Below are 18,820 nucleotides of genomic sequence, written 5' to 3'. Positions count from 1 at the left end.
CTGAAAATTGGCGTTTCAGTCCGCGAAGAACTCCAGTACAGCCGCGTACCAGAGCTCGGGCTGCTCGATCATGACCACATGTCCGCCCGGCAGTTCCCGATACCGCGCGCCGGGAATGCCCGCCGCCTGCTCCCGCGCATTGGCGGGGTCGGACAGCAGATCGCCGGTCATACCGATGACCAGCGTCGGCACCGCGACATTCGCCAGATCGTCGCGCACATCGGCGGCCTCGACCAGGGCGGCCTGCGCCGCGGTGCCGCCGGGCACGTTCGCCGCGGTCTGCGCCAGGATCTCGGAGAGCTGTTCCGCCGGAATCGCATTCACGAATTCCTTGCTGAACCCGGCCAGCATGACGTAGCGCGCGAACGCCTCCCGATCCCCGGCGGCCAGGGCCCGCTGCCAGAGATCGACATTCATCAGGCCGCGATTGTCGAGGCGGGCGAAGCCGCCGGTGAGCACCAGGCCGCGCACCCGCTCGGGATGCCGGACGGCGGCGCGGATCGCGACGGCGGTGCCCAGCGAGAAGGCGACGAGGCTGAAGGTTTCCGCGCCGTTCGCCACCGCCTCGGCCACCAGGGCGTCGGCGAGAGCGTCGAGGGTGAGCGGGGTGTCGTCGGCAGGGAAGTCGGAGCCGATGACCAGATGGTCGGCGGCCAGCAGCGGGATCAGCCCGCCGAAGTTCGCGTCGATGCCGCCGCCCCCGCCGTGCACCAGCACGATGGCGGGGCCGGAGCCGGTGACCTGGGTCTTGTGCAGAGAAATGTTCGTCATGGCGGCGACGTTAGGGATTCACATGGGTGTGAAGGTCAACGCGATGTGTGGGAGGTCACAATGCTGATCGGCGAGCTGTCCCGGACCACCGGCGTCGCGCCGCGGCTGCTGCGCTACTACGAGGAGCAGGGACTGCTTGTCCCGCACCGCGATTCGAACGGCTATCGCAGTTATCCGGCAGCGGCCGTGGCCCGGGTCGGCCGCATCCGCGAGCTGCTCGACGCCGGACTGCCCACCCGGGAGATCCGCGAACTGCTGCCCTGTGCCACCGACTCCGGCTTCCAGCACTGCGAGCACTCGCGAAAGGTGGTGGGCGACGGCCTGAACCGGCTCGAGGATCAGATCGCCGAACTCACCCGGCAACGCGACCTGCTGGCCCGGCAACAGGATGTGGTGTTGTCCGCCCCGTTCGACCCGGATCCCGAGGCCGGTCGTCCGGCTGCCGGTCATTCGCCCAGGAATAACCTCCAGGCTGCCGCCGTTCAGCATTGATCGGAATGGTCCCTGGCTTCAGGAGCATTGATGAGCAGCACTTTCGCCGTCGCGAGTGTCCGCACCCGCGTTCGGATTCCGCTGACCTTCGCCGACGGGTACACGACCACCGCCGAGGCGGTCACCTTCGACGGCCTGTCCGACGGCCGTGAGCACCTGGCCCTGATACTCGGCGAGCCCGACCTCGACGGCGGGACGCCGCTGGTGCGGCTGCACTCGGAATGCCTCACCGGCGACGTCTTCGGCTCCGCCCGCTGCGACTGCGGACCTCAGCTGCGCGAGGCCGTGGAACGCATCGCCGACGCCGGTGGCATCCTGCTGTACCTGCGCCAGGAAGGCCGCGACATCGGCCTCTACAACAAGCTGGACGCCTACGCGCTGCAGGACGCCGGCCGCGACACCTACCAGGCCAATACCGAACTCGGCTTCGACGAAGACGCCCGCGACTACACCGCGGCCGCTCAGATGCTGGCCGCGCTCGGGGTCGGCGAGCTCGATCTGCTCACCAACAACCCCGACAAGGTGCGGCAGTTGACGGAACTCGGTGTGGCCGTGCGCGACACGCTGCCGACCGGCGTCCACGTCAACCCCGACAACCTGCGCTACCTGCGCGCCAAGGCCGACCACACCGGGCACACCATCCGCTTGGTGGGGTGAGCCCGGTGGGGCCGGAAGGTTATTCGCGTCCGGCCGAGGCGAAGCTCATGTCCGCGTAGCGATCTCCGGCCACCTGGTCGGCGATCGCGTCCAGCGCCGCGAGTTCCAGGTCGGTCAGTTTCACGGTGGCGGCCGCGACGTTCTCGGCGACCCGGGTCTGGCTGCGGGTGCCGGGAATCGGCACCACCGACAGGCTGTGCACCCGCGCCTGCGCGTGCACCCAGGCCAGCGCCACCTGGGCCGGGGTCAGCTCGCGCGCCGCGGCGATGGCGCGCAGCGGAGCCAGCAGTTCCTCGTTCGCCCTGGCGTTCTCGCCGTTGAAGCGCGGCATGCCGCGTCGCACATCGCCTTCACCGGCCACCGGCAGCGCGCCGGTCAGGAAGCCGCGACCCAGCGGCGAATAGGGCACGAAGGTCACGCCCAGTTCGGCGGCCGCGGGCACCGCGGTGCGCTCCACGTCCCGCGAGAACAGCGACCACTCCGACTGCACCGCCGCGATCGGATGCACCGCATGCGCGGCGCGCAGTTCCGCGCCGGTCACCTCGGACAGGCCCAATTGCCGGACCTTGCCTGCCGCAACGAGTTCCGCCATCGCACCGACGGTGTCCTCGACCGGCACGCCCGGCTGCTTGCGGTGCATGTAGTACAGGTCGATGACCTCGATGCCGAGCCGTTTCAGGCTGCCGTCCACCGACTTTCGGATGTACTCCGGCGAGTTGTCCATGCCGCGGAACGCGGGATCGTCGGCCTTGCGCACGATCCCGAATTTCGTTGCCAGCACCACGTTCTCGCGGTGCGCCCGCACGAACTCGCCGAGGAATTCCTCATTGTGGCCGCTGCCGTAGACATCGGCGGTGTCGAAGAGCGTCACGCCCAGTTCCAGCGCCCGCTCCAGCGTCGCGCGCGCCTCGGCCGCGTCGGTCGGGCCGTAGAACTCGCTGATACCCATGGCCCCGTACCCCTGCGCGCCGACCCGGATGGTGCCGAGGGCGGTGGTGGGCAGGGCCGCTGTGCTGGTCATCGATCAATCCCCTTCACTGGCAGTGCAATTCGAGAGGAGGCTGGGCTCGCAGACGGGCCCGCCCCCGTAGAGCGCGATCTTGCGGTCGAGAACGACCAGGGTGGACTGCAATTCCTCGATCTGTTCGAGGACCTGGGCGCGGGTGCGCCGGAACATCTCGAGGCGTTCGGGGTAGGTGTGCTCACCGGCCCGTACCAGTTCGGCGTACTTGACCATGTCGGCGACCGACATGCCGGTGCTGCGCAGTTTTCCGATGAACGCCAGCCAGGTCAGATCCCGATCGCTGAAGCGACGTTGACCGCTGTGGTCCCGGCCCACGTAGTCCATCAGGCCGATGCGCTCGTACCAGCGCAGCGTGTCCCGGGTCAGACCGCAACGATCGGACACCTCGCCGATCGAATACCGCGGCCGCTCGAGTTCCGACGTGGTTGCCGTTGCCACCGGTGCTGCGCTCATCGGTCTCACCCTTCTCTTGCCGAACCACTCACGACGCTAGTGGGTTGGAGTGCACTCCAAGCAAGGCTAATGTGCGCAGAGATTCGATGAGCCGAGCCGCGGGACGATCGCGCGCCTACGCTGGGGTCATGCCTGGAAAAGACATGGATCGGATCAGGGCTCGGTCGGCCCTGGAAGCGGCCAAGGATCAGCCCGTCATCACGGCCATCGCCGCGCTGCCCGTCGTCGTGGTGCTCGGTGTGGTGTGGTGGCTGCTGGGGTTCTGGCCCGCGCTGCTACTCCTGCTGGTGTTCGGCGGCGTCGTGGTGTGGAAGGGCAAGCTACTCGGCTGATTCCGGCCGAACGTCCCCCGTCGGATCTCAGCGCGGCACGTGGAAGCGCACCAGCTCACCTGTGCCCGGGTCGGCCGCTGCCCACGGCCGGTCGAATTCGATGACCGCCAGCGCGGAGGTGGGGAATTTCGCGCTCAATTCCGCGGCCGGTCCGGAATCCCGATTGGCCGCCAGTTCCCATGCCGTCCAAGGCATTCCGGGTGAGTGCCCGATCAGCAGCAGCGTCTCCACGGCGGCATCGGTGAGCTGCACCAATTCGATCAGCGCATGCGGGGATGCGTCGTAGATCGCCTTCTCGTAGGCCACCGGCGCGGTGATGCCGGTGGCCGCCAGCGTCTCCCGGGTCCGGGTCGAACTGGAACAGAGCACGGCGTCGATGGTCGGTTGCGTAGCGCGCAGCCAGTCTCCGGCGAGTGCCGCCTCACGCTGCCCCCGCGGGGCCAGCGGCCGCTCGTGATCGGCCACGCCATCGGGGTAACCGGATTTGCCGTGCCGCATCAAGATGAGAGTCCGCACCATAGGTATTACGGTAGGTGTCCTCGAGTCAGCCCCCGAGACCGGTCTCACAGCGGTGCACGCCAGTGCCGAAGCGAGACAGTGCTCACACTCGAGGCACACTGAAGGTGGCGTCACATCGCCGTGCCGACACCCGATGGAATGCCGCCTATATTAGAACGTGTTCTACCGACTCTGCTCGAGCCCGAGCCCGAGTAGCACCACGCGACAGTTTCGAGGATCTGCGAGATATGGCCTATGTGATCACGCAGCGTTGTTGCAACGACGCCAGCTGCGTACCCGAGTGCCCGGTCGATTGCATTCGTCCCACGCCTGAGCAACGCGAGTTCGCCACGACCGAGCAGCTCTACATCGACCCGGACACCTGCATCGACTGCGGCGCGTGCGTCGACGCCTGCCCGGTCGACGCGATCTTCTCCGAGGACGACCTGCTCAACTCGCTGGCACGGTTCAAGGACATCAATGCCGCCTACTTCGTGCGGCATCCGCTGGAGTCCAACTTCGAGCCGCTGGTCGCACCCTCCCGCGCGCCCAAGGAACTGGGCACGCTGCGGGTCGCCGTCATCGGTGCGGGTCCCGCCGCCTGCTACGCCGCCGAGGAGCTGCTGCGCCGCGCGGACGTCGAGGTGGAGCTGTTCGACCGGCTGCCCACCCCCTACGGTCTGGTGCGCGCCGGCGTCGCCCCGGATCACCCGGGCACCAAGTCGGTGGCGAGTCTGTTCGAGTCCGCGTTCCGGCGCGAAGCCTTGCAGTACCGGCTGAATGTGGAAGTCGGCAAGCACATCTCGCACGAAGAACTCCTCGGCCACCACCACGCGGTCATCTACGCTGTGGGCGCGGCCACCGACCGCCGCCTCGGCGTCCCCGGCGAGGACCTGCCCGGCAGCCACTCCGCGACCGAGTTCGTGGCCTGGTACAACGGCCACCCCGACTTCGCCGACCGCGAGTTCGACCTGTCGGGCGAGCGTGCCGTCATCGTCGGCAACGGCAACGTGGCCCTCGATGTCGCTCGCGTGCTCACCGTGAACCCGGACGAGCTGGCCAAGACCGATATCGCCGACCACGCCCTGGATGCGCTGCGCCGCAGCAACATCAAGGAGGTCGTCGTACTCGGCCGCCGCGGTCCGCTGCAGGCCGCCTACACCTCCTCGGAATTCCTGGCGCTGGGCCACCTCAAGGGCGTCGACATCATCGTCGACCCCGAGGACCTGGTGCTGGATCCGGCCTCGCAGGCCGAGCTGGACGATCCCGAAGTGGAGCCCTCGCTCGCGCTGAAGTACACCCTGGCCAAGGAATACGCGGCCGGTAAGCGCAACCCGGACCACAAGCGCATCGTGTTCCGCTACCTGGCCTCGCCCACCGCCGTCACCGGCACGGACAAGGTCGAGGGCATCGAATACGTGCACAACGAGCTGGTGGAGGAGAACGGCCGCACCGTGGCCCGCGCCTCCGACCGCACCGGCTCGCTGGATGCGTCGCTGGTGCTGCGGTCCATCGGCTACAAGGGTCAGCCGGTCGCGGATGTCCCGTTCGACGAGTCGAAGGGTGTCATTCCCAACGACAAGGGCCGAGTCCTGGCCGACGGCAACCCGGTTCAGGGCGTCTACGTCTCCGGCTGGATCAAGCGCGGTCCGCGCGGCGTGATCGGCTCCAACCGGGTCGATTCGCAGGAGACCGTGGATCAGCTGATCGCGGACTTCACCGGCGGCAAGCTCGCTGCCCCGCAGGGCAACCGGGCCGCCCTGGAAGCGCTGCTGTCCGAGCGTCAGCCCGATCAGATCGGCCGCGACGGCTGGAAGGCCATCGACGCCGCGGAGAAGAACGCGGGCAAGGCCGGCGGCCGCCCCCGCGTGAAGTTCACCAAGGTCGAGGACCTGCTCAAGGCAGCCAAGGGATAAACCCCGAAACGATGCGGCCCCACCCGAATTCGGGTGGGGCCGCGTTGCGTTTCCGGTCTCGGCCTACTGGGAGCCGAGCTCGATCTGCAGGCCGTCCTTGGCGCACATGGACGGGTAGGCGGCGACGGGCTGGGCGTTGCAGGACCAGCCGTTGATGGTGGCCACATCGGTGTCGCTGATCGTCTGCACGTACTGGGTGGCCACATTGATGGCCTCGGTGCAGCCGACGGTGCCCGCCGGTGTCGCCACCGCGAGGACGGTGCGCGTGCCGCCGCCCGCGTCGGTCACGGTGCCGCAGTTGACATTGCCCGCGGGCGCGACCGAGGTGGTGGTCGGCGGGGGAGTGGTGGTCGGCGGCGCGGGTAGGTTCGGGGCGGCCGCGCCGCGCAGGCCGATGATGAACCCGTCCTTGAAGCAGATGTGCGGGATGGCGGTGTCGGGCTGCGGTTCGCAGGTCCAGCCGTCGACCACGACGGCGTCACCGGAGCGGGTGGCATTGACGTAGTTGCTGGCGACGGTAATGGCCTCCGTGCAGCCCGGGATGCCCGCCTGATTGGCGTAGGCGATCACATCGGCATCCTTGCCATTCGCTCCGGTTACCGGTCCGCAATTGACATCGGCGGGGGCGATGGTGGTCGGGACCGGCGGCCGGGTCGGGTTGGGCGGCAAGGGTTTCGGACCGGGCGGCGGGGTGGTCGAGGTGGCCGGTGCGGTGGTGCTGCTCGCCGCGACCGTGGTCGACGTGGTGTTCTTCGCGGAATCCTTGGAGTGGCTGCACGCGGTGACGCCGACGGCCAGTACCGGTAGGGCCACGCAGAGGACGAGACGAGTGAATCGCATGGCGAAAGTCTCGCAGGCAAATGATCAGCGAACGCGTTGGTTGCCAGGGAATGTCGCGAAAGATCAGCCCGGCAGCATCGTTTTCAGCCCGGCAGTGGCCCGATCCGCACCGCGGTCGTGGTCACCCCGCCCACTACGAACCACAGTCGCAGCGACGGATGCCCCGTCCGATCGCCCGGCTCGTACCGGCTGCGCACACTGACGTGCTGGCGCGCCAGCACCGGCGCGATGTACTCGATAACCGCCCGATGCGGCCCCGCCACCAGCTTCGGATAGTCGACCAGATACTGCTCGAGCGCCTGCCAGTACGCCGCGTTGTTCACGTGGTTGTACTGGTCGATGTCGGTGGCGCGCACCGGGAACGGCAGATCCACGTCCGACTCCGGCGGCGTCGGATCGGTCAGCCACGGCCGCCAGCGCAGCCGGTGCTCGTCGGTGGTGCGGCCGAGTTCGGCCAGGCCCTCATCGCTGATGCGGGTCGGCATATTGGTGAACTCGTTGATATTGATCCAGAACCCTTCGGTCTCGATCAAACCGCCGTCCGCGCTGGTGATCCGCACCCGCATATTGGTCCACCGCGTCGACATGGCCGAACACCAGCGCCGCAGTTCCACCCGGTCGGGCCAGTGGATGGGCCGCACCACATCCACCACCGTGCGGCGCACGATCCAGGCCGGGTCGGTGCGGTGGAAGAATCCGGATTGCATTTCCTCCCAGGCGATGTCCTGGAGGTAGCGAGCCGCCGCGTCGAATCGCAGCCGGTGATAGGGATCCACATCGCCGGCCCGGACCGGCCACGCGGAAGCGAAGCCCATGCCCTCCTCGGGAAGCGGGGCGAGTGGCTCATCGAGTGACACTGGTGCTCCTCGCGCTGCACGCCGTTCCGGTTCAACCCGGTACCGGTTTGGACCCGGCGTGCCGCATGTCTTTCCGTAAGCACCGGTGAGGTGCTTGCTGACCGAAGTCTGTGACATGACTCTACGGGTCGTGCGGGACACACTCGCGTCGAGTCACCTGTACTTCTGTTCCGGGAACGCCAGTGTTTCGCTCCAGGGGGCCGGGATATCGAAATCGCGAGTCCACCGCTAGGGGGTCGTGCGCGGGTAATGACAGTGCGCCGCAGTCGCCGTAGCCTTTCCTGGTGTACATCCAGCAGTAGGGAGGACTAGCGGGTGGCCGCAGGCGAGAGGGCCGGTTCGCGGTTCGGGCAGTACGAGTTGCGCAAGCTGCTCGGGGTGGGCGGCATGGGCGAGGTCTACGAGGCCTACGACACCGTGCGGGACCGCGTCGTCGCCGTGAAACTGCTGGATGCCGATCTCGCCCGCCAACCGAGCTACATCGAACGCTTCCGTCGCGAATCCCGCACCGCCGCCAAATTGCAGGAGCCGCACGTCATTCCGGTCCACGACTGGGGTGAGGTGGACGGCGTCCTGTTCATCGACATGCGCCTGGTGAAGGGCCGCGACCTCAAGGCGTATCTGCGCGAAGAGGGTCCGCTGCCGCCCGAGCAGGCCGTGTCGGTGGTGGAACAGATGGCCGCCGCGCTCGACGCTGCCCACGAGAGCGGCCTGGTGCACCGTGACGTCAAGCCCGCCAATATTCTGCTCACCGGCGAAATGTTCGCCTACCTGGTCGATTTCGGTATCGCGCACGCCGAATCCGATGCCCAGCTGACCCAGACCGGCAATGCCATCGGCTCCTTCGCCTACATGGCCCCGGAGCGCTTCGAGCACAACGCGTCCGTCTCGGCCGGTGCGGATATCTACGCGCTGGCGTGCGTGCTCTTCGAATCCCTCACCGGCAGGCCGCCGTTCCTGGTGGAGGGGAATCTGGCCAATATCCGTGCGCACATGCTGACCCCGCCGCCCCAGCCGAGCATCCGCGCGGGCGTCCCCGTCGGGTTGGACCAGGTGGTCGCCATCGGCATGGCCAAGGATCCGACCCGCCGCTATGCCAGTGCCGGGCAACTCGCGCGCGCCGCCCGGGCGGCGCTCCGGCGCGCCGCACAGGAACCCGTCCGGATCATCCCGCCCGCCCCGCCGACCCTCCCGAGCCCGGCGGTGCCGCCGGGCGGGACGGTCGCGCCCGGCCATTCGGGGCCGCAATACCTCGATCATCCGTCGGGTCCGGCGCAGCCCTACGGGGGCCGTGGGCCGGTTCGGGGCACGAATCCGTCGGGACCGGTCGGCTACCAGTCCGGGGTGCGTCCCTCGGGTCCGGTGGATCCGTCAGGCCCGCAACGACTTTCCGGGCCCGCCGCGCATTCCAGCGGCGAGCGGGTGGTCGGCCCGCCCGTGTACTCCGGCCCGGGTAACTACGATCCGACCGTTCGACGGCAGCCGGTGACTGGTCCGCCCGGCTACCAGCCTGCCTATCCGGATCCGACCGCGCCCCGCGAACACCCTTCCGCGCCACTGCCTTTGCCGCCCGCGAAGCGCAGCAACCTGCCGCTGCTGGTGGGTGCGCTCATCGGCGTGGTGCTGGTGTTGGGCGGCGTGCTCGGCTGGAAGTACCTGTCCGGGTCGTCGAGCTCCGCCGGTGGCGGCAGCTCCGCGCAGGTCACCACGACCGGCCCGGCGGTGACGACGACCGCCGCCTACCGCACCACCACCGCGCCGACCACCACCCTGGTCCCGCTGACCGGGTCCGTATCCGGCACGGACGCACAGGGTTTCACCTCCCAGAGCCCGCGCTGCAATGCCGACGATCCGGCCATGGCCATCGGCCGCACCGAGAAGTCGCGCCTGGTCGTCTGCCGCACTTCCGCGGGCCGCTTCTACTACAAGGGCCTGCGCATCAGCGACAACGCGGGCATCCAGCTCGACGACCCGGTCCCCGACGGCACCGGCGGTTTCAATGTCACCAACCCGACCGACGGCACCAAGTACAGCATCACCGCCTACGCCCTGGTCATCAGCAACGGCGGCCAGAGCTTGGCCAATGAATCCATGCTCGAATACGCCCACCGCTGAGCCGGATCCACGGAAATCCCTCGCGCCCGATGGATGATCGTTGGCAGGGCCCGGGTGCATCGACTACGTTCAGCAATATCCGCCAGTGGATTGATCGGAGTTGATCGAGAATGCGCGCAGCCGTGGTGAGCAAACTGGAAGGCCCGGAGGCCATCGAGGTTCTCGATTTCCCGGAGCCGGCGGGGTATCCGGGCGGTGTCGTCATCGACGTGCACGCCGCCGGAATCGCCTTCCCCGACGTGCTCATGACCCGCGGGCTCTACCAGATGAAGCCGCAGTTGCCGTATGTCGTGGGCTGCGAGGTCGCGGGCATCGTCCGCGAGGCTCCCGAGGGCGCGCACGTGGTCCCCGGTGACCGCGTGGTGGCGCTGACGCTGCTGGGCAATGCCGCCGCCGAGGTCGCGGTCACGCCGGCCGACATGGTGTTCAAGTTGCCCGACAACGTCTCGCTGGAATCCGGTGCGGGCGTGCTGTTCAACGACTTGACCGTGCACTTCTGCCTGCGCAACCGCGGCCGCCTGGCCGAGGGCGAGACCGTGCTGGTGCACGGCGCGGCGGGCGGCATCGGCACCTCCACGCTGCGCATGGCGCAGGCGCTGGGCGCGGGCCGGGTCATCGCGGTGGTCAGCACCGAGGAGAAGGCCGAAGTCGCGCGCGCCAACGGGGCCACGGACGTGGTGCTCACCGACGGCTGGCTGGCCGCGGTCAAGGAACTCACCGGCGGCCGCGGCGTCGACATCGTGCTCGACCCGGTCGGCGGCGACCGCTTCACCGACAGCATTCGATCGCTGGCCTCCGGCGGCCGGGTGCTGGTCGTCGGCTTCACCGCGGGCGATATCCCGACCGTGAAGGTGAACCGGCTGCTGCTCAAGAACGTCGAGGTGATCGGCGCGGCCTGGGGCGAATGGGTGATGACCCACCCGGGCTACCTGCAGGAACAGTGGGCCGAGGTGGAACCGCTGCTGGCCAACGGCAAGATCGTTCCGCCGGACCCGATCATCTACACCCTCGCGCACACCGCCGAGGCCGTGTCGGCGCTGGACAAGCGCACCGCGACCGGCAAGGTCGTCGTCACGCTGCGTTGAGCGGGACACCGCCGTGACGCTCCCGTACGGTGCTGAATCGTGAAGCTGTCCAACCGGATTCTGAACCGGACACTGCTCGCGCGGCAGCACCTGCTGGAGCGATCCACGCTCGGTGTGCCCGACCTGTGTGACCACCTGATCGGGCTGCAAGCCCAGGACATGCTGCCGCCGTTCGTCGCACTGTGGAGTCGCACGGTCGATTTCGACCCGGAGACGGTGTCGAAGGCCCTCGACGACCGGTCGCTGGTGCGAATCACCTTGATGCGCGGCACCATTCATCTGGTCACCCCGCCGGATGCGGTGCGCATCGCCCCGCACATCCAGCCGGAGCTGGAGAAGATCCCGTTCCGCAAGGGCTTCAACTTCGGTGCGCTGGTCGGGCTGGATCCGGAAGAGGTTCGCGCACAGGGGGAATCGGTGCTCGGCGCCGACCCCACCCCGGCCGCGACCCTGCGTGAACATGCCGCCGCGTTGTATCCCGACCGCGATCCGGGGGCGGTCGTGCAGGCGTGGCTGTATCAGCTCCCGGTCCTGCAAACCCCGCCCCGCGGTCGCTGGGGCGACAGCAGCCGCCCGGTCTGGTCCCGCGTCCAACCCTGGCTCGGCACACCCTTGGATCCCGACTATCCGCTCGCGGAACTCCTGCTGCGCTACCTGCGCGCCTTCGGTCCCGCCACCACCATGGACATGCAGACCTGGTCCAAGCTCACCGGCATGAAGAAGGCCGTCGAGCAGCTCGGCGACCGCGTCCGCACCTACACCGACGAGCGCGGCCGCACCCTCTACGACGCCGCCGACGCCACCCTCGCCGATCCGGACCTGCCCGCCCCCGTCCGGCTGCTGGGCTGGTACGACAATGCGATTCTGTCCCACCAGGATCGAAGCCGCATCGTCCCCGACGGCAATGCCCCACCCCTGCGCGCCTTCGCCAACCAGGTCTCCCCGGTGCTCGTCGACGGCTATCTGACCGGCGTTTACAAGGTCTTCACCAAGGGCGACACCGCCCGGCTGCGGATCCTGCCGCACACCGCGTGGTCGGCCGCCGCTCGCGCCGCCGTCGAATCCGAGGCCGCCGCCCTGCTGGACTTCCTCGAACCCGATCGCACCCCCAGCGTCGAACTCCTCGCCCCCGGCGCGGATCTGCGACCCGGCAAGGATTAACCGGCGGGAAATCTTGCCCGGCTAGGCTTCCCGGCACGGCGCTCATGGCTGAAACGGGCGCACGGGTACCGCTGGGACACAGCGGGCGAACCAGCCGCATTTCCGGAAGGAATGCCGCATGGTGCGCACTGTGCCCGATTCTGTCGTCATTCGCGACGTCACCGCCTACACCGCCACCCCCGACGGACCCCGCTGGCTCGCGAGCCGAGACGTGGTGGTCACCGACGGCGTGATCACCGCCATCGGCCCCGGCGCGGGTGCCGGTCTCGATCTGCCCGGTACCGCCGGTGGCCATTTGATCCCCGGCTTCGTCAACACCCACACCCACCTGCAGCAGTCCGTTCTCCGCGGCGCGGGGGAGGGGCTGCCGCTGCTCGAATGGCTGCACTGCGTCGGCGAATTCACCGTCGCCGCCACCCCCGAGCAGACCTATCTGGCCGCGCTCGCCGGTGGGCTGGAAGTGCTGCGGAGCGGCGTCACCACCGTCGTGGAACACATGTGGCCGAACCCGTCGGAGGCCGTGCACGACGCCGCCCTGCGGGCGCTGGGCGAGCTGGGCATCCGGGTGGTGTTCGGGCGCGGCATCGCCGATCGGGCCGACCCCACCCGTAAGTGGGGGATGGATCCCCGGCTGGTGCAACCGCTTCCGGACGTCCTCGCCCACCTCGCCGAACTCGATGCCCGCCTGGCGGATTCGCGAATCACCACCGCGCTCGCGGTCCCCAATCCCCGCTGCCTCACTCCCGATGGCATGGCCGCCGTCCGCGAATTCGCCGACGCCACCGGCAAAACCATCTCCATCCACCTGCTCGAGACCGACACCGACGAGGACATGTGCCGATTGCATGCAGCCCGCTCGGCCGTCGACTACCTCGACGCCGGTGGCCTGCTCGGCCCGCGCACCCTGGCCGTGCACTGCGTCCGTGTGAACGCCCACGACCGTGAAATCCTCGCCGCCCGCGGCGTCTGCGTCTCCTACAACCCGCTCAGCAATATGCGCCTGGGCAGCGGCGTCGCCCCGATCCCCGAAATGCTCACGGCCGGAATCGGTGTCGGGCTCGGCGTCGACGGCGCGGCCAGCAACGACACCCAGGACATGCTGCTGGCCCTGCGCATGGGCGCGTATCTGCAACGCGCCCACCACCGCCGCGCCGACCTGCTGCCCTTCGCGGACATGCTGCACCTGGCCACCCGCGGCGCGGCCACCGCGCTGGGCGCACCGGCCGGACCCGCGGGTATCGCGGTCGGCGACCGCGCCGACCTCACCCTGATCCGCTTCGACCGCGACTTCGCCTGCCTGCCCGTCCACGACCCGGGCGCGACCCTGCTGACCACGGCGTCACCCCGGGTGGTGGACACCGTATGGGTCGACGGCGAGGCGGTGATCCGCGACGGCCGCAGCACCCGCATCGACGAGCGCGACCTCGTGCGGCGCCTGAATGGCATGCGATAACAGTTAATCGAGCCGAAACAAGCGCACGATTGCATGTAATTGATACCGACAACACTGAAAGGACGCAGACGTTGCACGCAACATAATGAGAGAAGGTGAGTGTGGTGGCTATCCAGGACACGGCACACAGCACCACGGCCCTCCTGTCCGGCCCGGCGGTCGACCCCGATCGGGCTCCCGAGATCTCGTTCTCGGCGGCCGGAAAGCGGTTCGCGGACAACGGGTCCGGGGACGTGGTCGCACTCGACGCCATCGATCTGGAGGTCCGCCGCGGTGAATTCGTCGCCGTGGTCGGGCCTTCCGGCTGCGGGAAGTCCACGCTGCTGCGCCTCGCCGCCGGACTGGACCGATCGACCTCGGGAAGCGTTGCAGTGCACACCGATTCGGTCGGGTTCATCTTCCAGGACGCCACCCTGCTGCCCTGGCGCAAGGTACAGCGCAATGTGGAGTTGTCCGCCGAACTGCGCGGCGTCGACCGTGCCACCCGCCGCGCCCGCGCCACCCGCGCCCTGACCGCCGTCGGCCTGGCCGATTTCGCGACCAAACTCCCCGGACAGCTCTCCGGCGGCATGCGCATGCGCGTCTCCCTGGCCCGCGCGCTGACCCTCGAACCCGAACTCATGCTGCTCGACGAACCCTTCGGCGCACTAGACGAGATCACCCGCCTGACCATGCAGGAAGAACTCCTCCGCCTCTACCGCGACAACGCCTTCACTGCCCTGTTCATCACCCATTCGGTCTCCGAAGCCGTGTTCCTGGCTTCCCGCGTCGTGGTCATGTCCGCCCGCCCCGGCCGCATCCACGACGTCATCGACATCGACCTCCCGTACCCGCGCAGCCGCGACCTGCGCTACGACCCGGCCTTCACCACCCTCGCGGCCCACGTCTCCGCATCCCTGAAAGAAGCCTCCTGATGGCCGCGTTCCCGCGCAAAGCCCTGGTCCCCGTGCTATCCGTCGGGCTGGCCCTCGGTGCCTGGTATCTGGTGTCGCTGGTGCTGCTGTCTCCGGAGCGCCGGTTCCTGCTACCGCCACCGCATCGGGTGCTCGCCGAATCCCTCTCGAACCCAGCCAAATTGGAGACGATGCTGCGGGCATTGAGCGTCACCGCGCGGATCGCGGTCACCGGGTTGGCGCTGGCCGCCGTGATCGGCGTCGCGGTCGGGGTCCTGATGGCTCAGGCGAAAGTGGTGGAGCGGATCGTCTATCCGTATGCCGTGGTGCTGCAGGCGATTCCGGTGCTGGCGGTGGTGCCGCTGATCGGGTTGTGGTTCGGGTACGGGCCGACGGCGCGGACCATCGTGTGCGTGCTGATCGCGGTGCATCCGATCATCGCCATGACCCTGTTCGGCATTCAATCGGTGGACGGCAACCTGCGGGAACTGTTCACGCTGGGCCGGGCGAATCGGTTGCGCCGCTTGATCTCCCTGGAACTGCCCGCCGCGCTGCCGTCCATCATGGCGAGTCTGCGCACGGCCGCCGGATTGTCCGTGACCGGCGCGGTCATCGGGGACATGTTCTTCGCCAAAGGGCAGCCCGGCATCGGCACCCTGCTCGACACCTATCGCGCCCGCCTGCAATCGGAGGATCTGCTGGCCGCGCTGGTCCTCGCCGCCCTGTTCGGCGTCACCGTCTTCGCACTTTTCACCGTGGCCCAGCGGCTCACGGTCGGCCGCTGGCACGCCTCCGGCCGGTAAACCTCACGCCCTGCGGTAACCCGCACTCCCTCAGCACTATTCGTGGAGAAGTCATGCCCAGATCCCTTCGTCGGCTCGGTGCCGCCACCCTGGCAGCGCTGACCGTGGCCACCGCCGCGGCCTGTACCGACAGCCCCTCCGACACCCCCGCTGTCGCCCTGCCCGCCGCCCCACCCGAACAGCAACTCTCGGGCGTCTGCCCCGCCACCGTCGTCGTCCAACTGCAATGGGAACCCGAGACCGACTCCGGCCCCATCTTCGGCCTGCTCGGCCCCGGCTACCGCGTCGACGCCGACAACAGCAAGGTCACCGGCCCACTCGTGGTGGGCGGCAAGGACACCGGCGTGAAACTGGAGATCCGCGCGGGCGGCCCGGCCATCGGCTTCCAGACCGTGCCCTCGCAGATGTACGTGGATTCCTCGATCACCCTGGGGCTCACCCATTCCGAGCAGGCCATTGCCGCCGCGGCGAAACAGCCGGTCGTCGCCGTCACCACGCTGCTGCGCTACAGCCCGCAGATGCTCATGTGGGATCCCAAGACGCACCCGGACTGGAAGGGCATCGCCGACATCGGCAAAGCCGGTGCGCCCGTGGTGGTCTCGCAGGGCCAGCTCTACCCCGACTGGCTGGTGGACCGAGGTCTGCTCAACGCCAAGCAGATCGACGCCTCCTACGACAACTCCCCGTCCCGCTTCGTCGCCGACCCCTCCTTCGCGCAGCAGGGCTTCGCCAACTCCGAGCCCTACGTCTACGAGCACGAAGTGGGCGCGTGGCACAAACCTGTTGCCTACCAGTTGCTGCGCGATGTCGGCTACGAGGGCTACGCCCGCACGGTCACCGTCCGCGCCGACAAGCTGAACGAACTGCGACCCTGCCTGCAACGACTGGTCCCCATGATCCAAAGGGCCACAGCGCAATTCCGCACCGACCCCAAGCCGGTGAACGACATCGTCGTGGACGTCGTCGCCAAGAGCCCCAAATTCACCCCCTACAGCGCCGAACTGGCCGCCTTCGGTTCCCGCACCCTCATCGACCAGGGCCTCATCGGCCCCGACACCGACGGCGTCATCGGCAGCTTCGACACCGCCCGCGTCCAACGCGTCATCGACGCCTTCACCCCGATCCTGCGCCGCGGCGGCGCGGCCGTCCCCGCCGGTCTCGCCGCCAAAGACCTGGTCACCACCGAATTCATCGACAAGGAGATCTCATGACCTACGACCTGTCCGAAGTCGCCCGCGAACAGCGCATGGGCGGGCTCGGCGCGGAAACCGACACCCGCGAGATCCGCGTCATCGACCTCACCGACTTCGAGGCCCGCCGCACCGAGATCACCGACCAGCTCTGGACCGCCGCCACCGAGATCGGCTTCTTCCAGCTTTCCGGCCACGGCATCCCGCAAGAGCAGATCGACGACGTGTTCGCCCGCACCGCAGCCTTTTTCGAGCTGCCCGAACCGGTGAAGGGACAGTATCCGCTGGTCAAGGCCAATAATGCGGGCTGGGAGAGCCTCAGTCAGGTGCGCCCCTCGATCGGCGTCCCCGATCAGAAGGAGTCCTACCAGATCACCCGGCCGCACATGTCCGGCCTGTGGCCCAGCGACACCGAACTCCCCGAATTCTCCTCCGCCATCCTGGATTTCGAACACCGCTGCTGGACCGTGGCCATGCAGGTCCTCTCCTGCTTCGCCGACCGCCTCGGCTTCCCCCGCGACCACTTCACCGCCGCTCACGACCCGGCCTCCGCGTACTACCAGTCGACTCTGCGGCTACTGCACTATTTCGCCGTCCCCGAGGAACTGCGCGATGTCCCCGGCCGCTGGCGCGCCGGCGCGCACACCGACTTCGACTGCCTCACCCTGCTTTTCCAACGCGACGGCCAGGGCGGCCTGCAGGTCTGCCCCGGCAAGGAGATGGAAGACCAGCAATGGACCTCCATCACCCCGTCCTCGGCGCTGATCACCTGCAATATCGGCGACATGCTCACCCGCTGGAGCGACGACGACCTGCCGTCCAACTTCCACCGCGTGCGCGGCCCCGGCCCCGACGAATACCAGGGCGACCGCTACAGCATCGCCTACTTCGCCCAGGCCGACCGCGATGCGATCATTCAGGGCCCGCGCGGCGTCTACCCGCCCGTCACCGCCGCCGACTTCCTCACCCAGCGCGTGCAAGCCAACTACCGGCCGCAACGGTAAGTTCCACTGCTAGAAGGAAAGGAACGCGATGACCGAACCGGACGGTGAGCTACTCGGCCCGACCGTGCACCGGCAGCTGCGGCAGCTCGTCCTGTCCGGGGAACTCGAGCCGGGCGCGCCGCTGAGCGTGCTCGCGCTCTCCGCGCGCCTGGGGGTGAGCCGCAGCCCGGTGCGAGAAGCCGTGCAGCAGCTCATCTCCGAGGGTCTCGCGGTGACCGTCCCGCACGCGGGCGCCCGGGTAGCCGTCGTCGACGACGACCGCATCCGCGAGGTGCTCGCCGTGCGCGCGGTCCTCGACGGCCTCGCCGCCTCCTGTGCCGCCACCCGCCTCACCGAATCCGATCTCGGCAAGCTCACCGCCATCCTCGCCACCCAGGAACGCTTCCTCCGCGACAACACCGACCCGGCCCGCGACACCGAACTCGACCTGGAATTCCATACCTTCATTCGCGACCGTGCCGGAAACGCCACCCTGGCAAGCGAACTCGCGCGCCTGGAAGCCCAGGCCCACCTCTACCGCGGCGACCTGTGGACCCACCCACGCAACCGCAGCACCGCGCTGCGCGAGCACCGCCGCATCCTCGACGCCCTCGAATCCGGGCATCCCGCCGACTCCCGCGCGGCCGCCGAAGCGCACGTGTGCGGGCTCATCACCCGCCTGGACCGCCGCTGATCAGGACCGGGCAGCTCAGGACTGTGCCGCCCGATACGCCGGAGCTTTGCTCGACCCGGCCGGGGTGAGCGTGCGTAGCAGCGGCAGCGTGCGATGCGCGACCACCGTCGACAAGACCACCACGCTGTGCGAGCGCACCACCGAGCTCGTCTTGTCGATGCTCAGCAGCACCGACTGCAACCCGGCATGCGAATCCGCGCCGATGCGGCACAACACATCACCGGAACCGGTGGTCGCATACGCCTCCAGCACACCGGGAATCGCCTCCAGATCCGCGCTCACCGCCTCCAGCGCACCCTGCGCGATCTCCAGCGTCACGAACGCCTGCACATCGAAACCCGCTGCGGTGACATCGATCTGCGGATCATAGGAGGAGATCACCCCCGCCTCCTCCATGCGCGCGATACGCGATTGCACGGTGGCGCGGGCCACCCGGGTGCGGCGGGAGAGCTCGAGAATGCCCGCCTTCTGGTACTCGTGCATGGCGGTGAGGATGGCCAGATCCAGCTCATCCAGCCGGGCGGGCGTGCGGGACATCGCGGAACCTCCGCTGGTGAGTCGAGCGGAAGCTCCGCTCGTGCGTTCGCTGCTATTCAAATTGTC

Annotated in this window: 20 protein-coding genes; 13 read left to right on the top strand and 7 right to left on the bottom strand. The window is 68.5% G+C overall.

The genetic code is table 11. From position 1 onward, the window contains the following. Positions 1-15: 15 nt before the first annotated feature. Positions 16-771, bottom strand: coding sequence for an alpha/beta fold hydrolase (locus ACYVN4_RS26680; protein WP_460724759.1), 756 nt, complete (start codon positions 769-771; stop codon positions 16-18). Between the two features lie 60 nt (positions 772-831). On the opposite strand from ACYVN4_RS26680, the gene ACYVN4_RS26675 reads away from it, so the two are divergent. Together ACYVN4_RS26675 and ACYVN4_RS26670 are read left to right on the top strand one after the other, a co-directional pair. Next, positions 832-1,263, top strand: a complete 432-nt coding sequence (locus ACYVN4_RS26675) for a MerR family transcriptional regulator (RefSeq protein WP_460724758.1) — start codon at positions 832-834, stop codon at positions 1,261-1,263. 30 nt (positions 1,264-1,293) lie between these two features. Next, positions 1,294-1,920, top strand: a complete 627-nt coding sequence (locus tag ACYVN4_RS26670; RefSeq protein ID WP_460724757.1) for a GTP cyclohydrolase II — start codon at positions 1,294-1,296, stop codon at positions 1,918-1,920. 19 nt (positions 1,921-1,939) lie between these two features. Here the strand turns inward: ACYVN4_RS26670 and ACYVN4_RS26665 are convergent, their stop codons facing one another. Continuing rightward, complete coding sequence (locus tag ACYVN4_RS26665) at positions 1,940-2,941, bottom strand: aldo/keto reductase (protein WP_460724756.1); 1,002 nt, start codon at positions 2,939-2,941, stop codon at positions 1,940-1,942. 3 nt (positions 2,942-2,944) lie between these two features. After that, positions 2,945-3,397, bottom strand: a complete 453-nt coding sequence (locus ACYVN4_RS26660) for a MerR family transcriptional regulator (RefSeq protein ID WP_460724755.1) — start codon at positions 3,395-3,397, stop codon at positions 2,945-2,947. 128 nt (positions 3,398-3,525) lie between these two features. Between ACYVN4_RS26660 and ACYVN4_RS26655 the strand changes: the two genes are divergently transcribed. Then, entirely contained in the window at positions 3,526-3,729 is a 204-nt protein-coding gene (locus ACYVN4_RS26655) for a hypothetical protein (protein WP_460724754.1), read from the top strand. Positions 3,730-3,756: 27 nt separating this feature from the next. On the opposite strand, the gene ACYVN4_RS26650 is transcribed toward ACYVN4_RS26655, so the two are convergent. Then, on the bottom strand, positions 3,757-4,248 hold the full coding sequence (locus ACYVN4_RS26650; protein ID WP_460724753.1) for a SixA phosphatase family protein: 492 nt from the start codon (positions 4,246-4,248) through the stop codon (positions 3,757-3,759). A gap of 227 nt (positions 4,249-4,475) precedes the next feature. Here ACYVN4_RS26650 and ACYVN4_RS26645 point away from each other — a divergent pair, with 227 nt between their 5' ends. After that, the gene (locus ACYVN4_RS26645) at positions 4,476-6,143 is read left to right on the top strand and encodes an FAD-dependent oxidoreductase (RefSeq protein ID WP_460724752.1); all 1,668 of its coding nucleotides are present in this window, start codon (positions 4,476-4,478) and stop codon (positions 6,141-6,143) included. Positions 6,144-6,206: 63 nt separating this feature from the next. Here ACYVN4_RS26645 and ACYVN4_RS26640 read toward each other — a convergent pair whose 3' ends face one another. Beyond that, positions 6,207-6,983 (bottom strand): hypothetical protein, encoded by a 777-nt coding sequence (locus ACYVN4_RS26640; RefSeq protein ID WP_460724751.1) that lies wholly within the window; start codon positions 6,981-6,983, stop codon positions 6,207-6,209. Between the two features lie 83 nt (positions 6,984-7,066). Further along, a complete protein-coding gene (locus ACYVN4_RS26635) occupies positions 7,067-7,840 on the bottom strand; it encodes an acyl-[acyl-carrier-protein] thioesterase (protein WP_460724750.1) in 774 nt (257 codons plus the stop codon). Positions 7,841-8,155: 315 nt separating this feature from the next. On the opposite strand from ACYVN4_RS26635, the gene ACYVN4_RS26630 reads away from it, so the two are divergent. From ACYVN4_RS26630 to ACYVN4_RS26590, 9 genes are all read left to right on the top strand, one after another. Continuing rightward, positions 8,156-9,955, top strand: coding sequence for a serine/threonine-protein kinase (locus ACYVN4_RS26630; RefSeq protein WP_460724749.1), 1,800 nt, complete (start codon positions 8,156-8,158; stop codon positions 9,953-9,955). 110 nt (positions 9,956-10,065) lie between these two features. Then, the gene (locus ACYVN4_RS26625; protein WP_460724748.1) at positions 10,066-11,040 is read left to right on the top strand and encodes an NADPH:quinone oxidoreductase family protein; all 975 of its coding nucleotides are present in this window, start codon (positions 10,066-10,068) and stop codon (positions 11,038-11,040) included. 39 nt (positions 11,041-11,079) lie between these two features. Beyond that, complete coding sequence (locus ACYVN4_RS26620; protein ID WP_460724747.1) at positions 11,080-12,201, top strand: winged helix DNA-binding domain-containing protein; 1,122 nt, start codon at positions 11,080-11,082, stop codon at positions 12,199-12,201. A gap of 118 nt (positions 12,202-12,319) precedes the next feature. Then, positions 12,320-13,654, top strand: coding sequence for an amidohydrolase family protein (locus tag ACYVN4_RS26615; protein ID WP_460724746.1), 1,335 nt, complete (start codon positions 12,320-12,322; stop codon positions 13,652-13,654). Positions 13,655-13,797: 143 nt separating this feature from the next. Then, on the top strand, positions 13,798-14,568 hold the full coding sequence (locus tag ACYVN4_RS26610) for an ABC transporter ATP-binding protein (RefSeq protein ID WP_460724967.1): 771 nt from the start codon (positions 13,798-13,800) through the stop codon (positions 14,566-14,568). Continuing rightward, positions 14,568-15,350, top strand: coding sequence for an ABC transporter permease (locus tag ACYVN4_RS26605; protein ID WP_460724745.1), 783 nt, complete (start codon positions 14,568-14,570; stop codon positions 15,348-15,350). Before ACYVN4_RS26610 ends, ACYVN4_RS26605 begins: the two co-directional genes overlap by 1 nt. A gap of 53 nt (positions 15,351-15,403) precedes the next feature. Further along, positions 15,404-16,561, top strand: a complete 1,158-nt coding sequence (locus ACYVN4_RS26600; RefSeq protein ID WP_460724744.1) for a nitrate ABC transporter substrate-binding protein — start codon at positions 15,404-15,406, stop codon at positions 16,559-16,561. Continuing rightward, on the top strand, positions 16,558-17,544 hold the full coding sequence (locus tag ACYVN4_RS26595; RefSeq protein WP_460724743.1) for an isopenicillin N synthase family dioxygenase: 987 nt from the start codon (positions 16,558-16,560) through the stop codon (positions 17,542-17,544). The genes ACYVN4_RS26600 and ACYVN4_RS26595 overlap by 4 nt, the downstream gene beginning before the upstream one ends. Before the next feature lie 28 nt (positions 17,545-17,572). Next, positions 17,573-18,217 carry a GntR family transcriptional regulator gene (locus ACYVN4_RS26590; RefSeq protein WP_460724742.1) on the top strand — a complete coding sequence of 215 codons (645 nt, stop codon included), beginning with the start codon at positions 17,573-17,575 and terminating at the stop codon, positions 18,215-18,217. Between the two features lie 15 nt (positions 18,218-18,232). Here ACYVN4_RS26590 and ACYVN4_RS26585 read toward each other — a convergent pair whose 3' ends face one another. Further along, positions 18,233-18,754 carry an Lrp/AsnC family transcriptional regulator gene (locus ACYVN4_RS26585; protein ID WP_460724741.1) on the bottom strand — a complete coding sequence of 174 codons (522 nt, stop codon included), beginning with the start codon at positions 18,752-18,754 and terminating at the stop codon, positions 18,233-18,235. Positions 18,755-18,820: the final 66 nt, after the last annotated feature.

The sequence above is a fragment of the Nocardia heshunensis genome (genome assembly GCF_054782115.1).
This window is presented reverse-complemented; position numbering and strand designations above follow the sequence as displayed.

Bases quoted from the DNA above. Each gene is read 5' to 3' on its own strand.
- ACYVN4_RS26680 (WP_460724759.1), bottom strand. From the start codon at position 771: ATGACGAACATTTCTCTGCACAAGACCCAGGTCACCGGCTCCGGCCCC.
- ACYVN4_RS26675 (WP_460724758.1), top strand. From the start codon at position 832: ATGCTGATCGGCGAGCTGTCCCGGACCACCGGCGTCGCGCCGCGGCTG.
- ACYVN4_RS26670 (WP_460724757.1), top strand. From the start codon at position 1,294: ATGAGCAGCACTTTCGCCGTCGCGAGTGTCCGCACCCGCGTTCGGATT.
- ACYVN4_RS26665 (WP_460724756.1), bottom strand. From the start codon at position 2,941: ATGACCAGCACAGCGGCCCTGCCCACCACCGCCCTCGGCACCATCCGG.
- ACYVN4_RS26660 (WP_460724755.1), bottom strand. From the start codon at position 3,397: ATGAGCGCAGCACCGGTGGCAACGGCAACCACGTCGGAACTCGAGCGG.
- ACYVN4_RS26655 (WP_460724754.1), top strand. From the start codon at position 3,526: ATGCCTGGAAAAGACATGGATCGGATCAGGGCTCGGTCGGCCCTGGAA.
- ACYVN4_RS26650 (WP_460724753.1), bottom strand. From the start codon at position 4,248: ATGGTGCGGACTCTCATCTTGATGCGGCACGGCAAATCCGGTTACCCC.
- ACYVN4_RS26645 (WP_460724752.1), top strand. From the start codon at position 4,476: ATGGCCTATGTGATCACGCAGCGTTGTTGCAACGACGCCAGCTGCGTA.
- ACYVN4_RS26640 (WP_460724751.1), bottom strand. From the start codon at position 6,983: ATGCGATTCACTCGTCTCGTCCTCTGCGTGGCCCTACCGGTACTGGCC.
- ACYVN4_RS26625 (WP_460724748.1), top strand. From the start codon at position 10,066: ATGCGCGCAGCCGTGGTGAGCAAACTGGAAGGCCCGGAGGCCATCGAG.
- ACYVN4_RS26615 (WP_460724746.1), top strand. From the start codon at position 12,320: ATGGTGCGCACTGTGCCCGATTCTGTCGTCATTCGCGACGTCACCGCC.
- ACYVN4_RS26605 (WP_460724745.1), top strand. From the start codon at position 14,568: ATGGCCGCGTTCCCGCGCAAAGCCCTGGTCCCCGTGCTATCCGTCGGG.
- ACYVN4_RS26600 (WP_460724744.1), top strand. From the start codon at position 15,404: ATGCCCAGATCCCTTCGTCGGCTCGGTGCCGCCACCCTGGCAGCGCTG.
- ACYVN4_RS26595 (WP_460724743.1), top strand. From the start codon at position 16,558: ATGACCTACGACCTGTCCGAAGTCGCCCGCGAACAGCGCATGGGCGGG.
- ACYVN4_RS26590 (WP_460724742.1), top strand. From the start codon at position 17,573: ATGACCGAACCGGACGGTGAGCTACTCGGCCCGACCGTGCACCGGCAG.
- ACYVN4_RS26585 (WP_460724741.1), bottom strand. From the start codon at position 18,754: ATGTCCCGCACGCCCGCCCGGCTGGATGAGCTGGATCTGGCCATCCTC.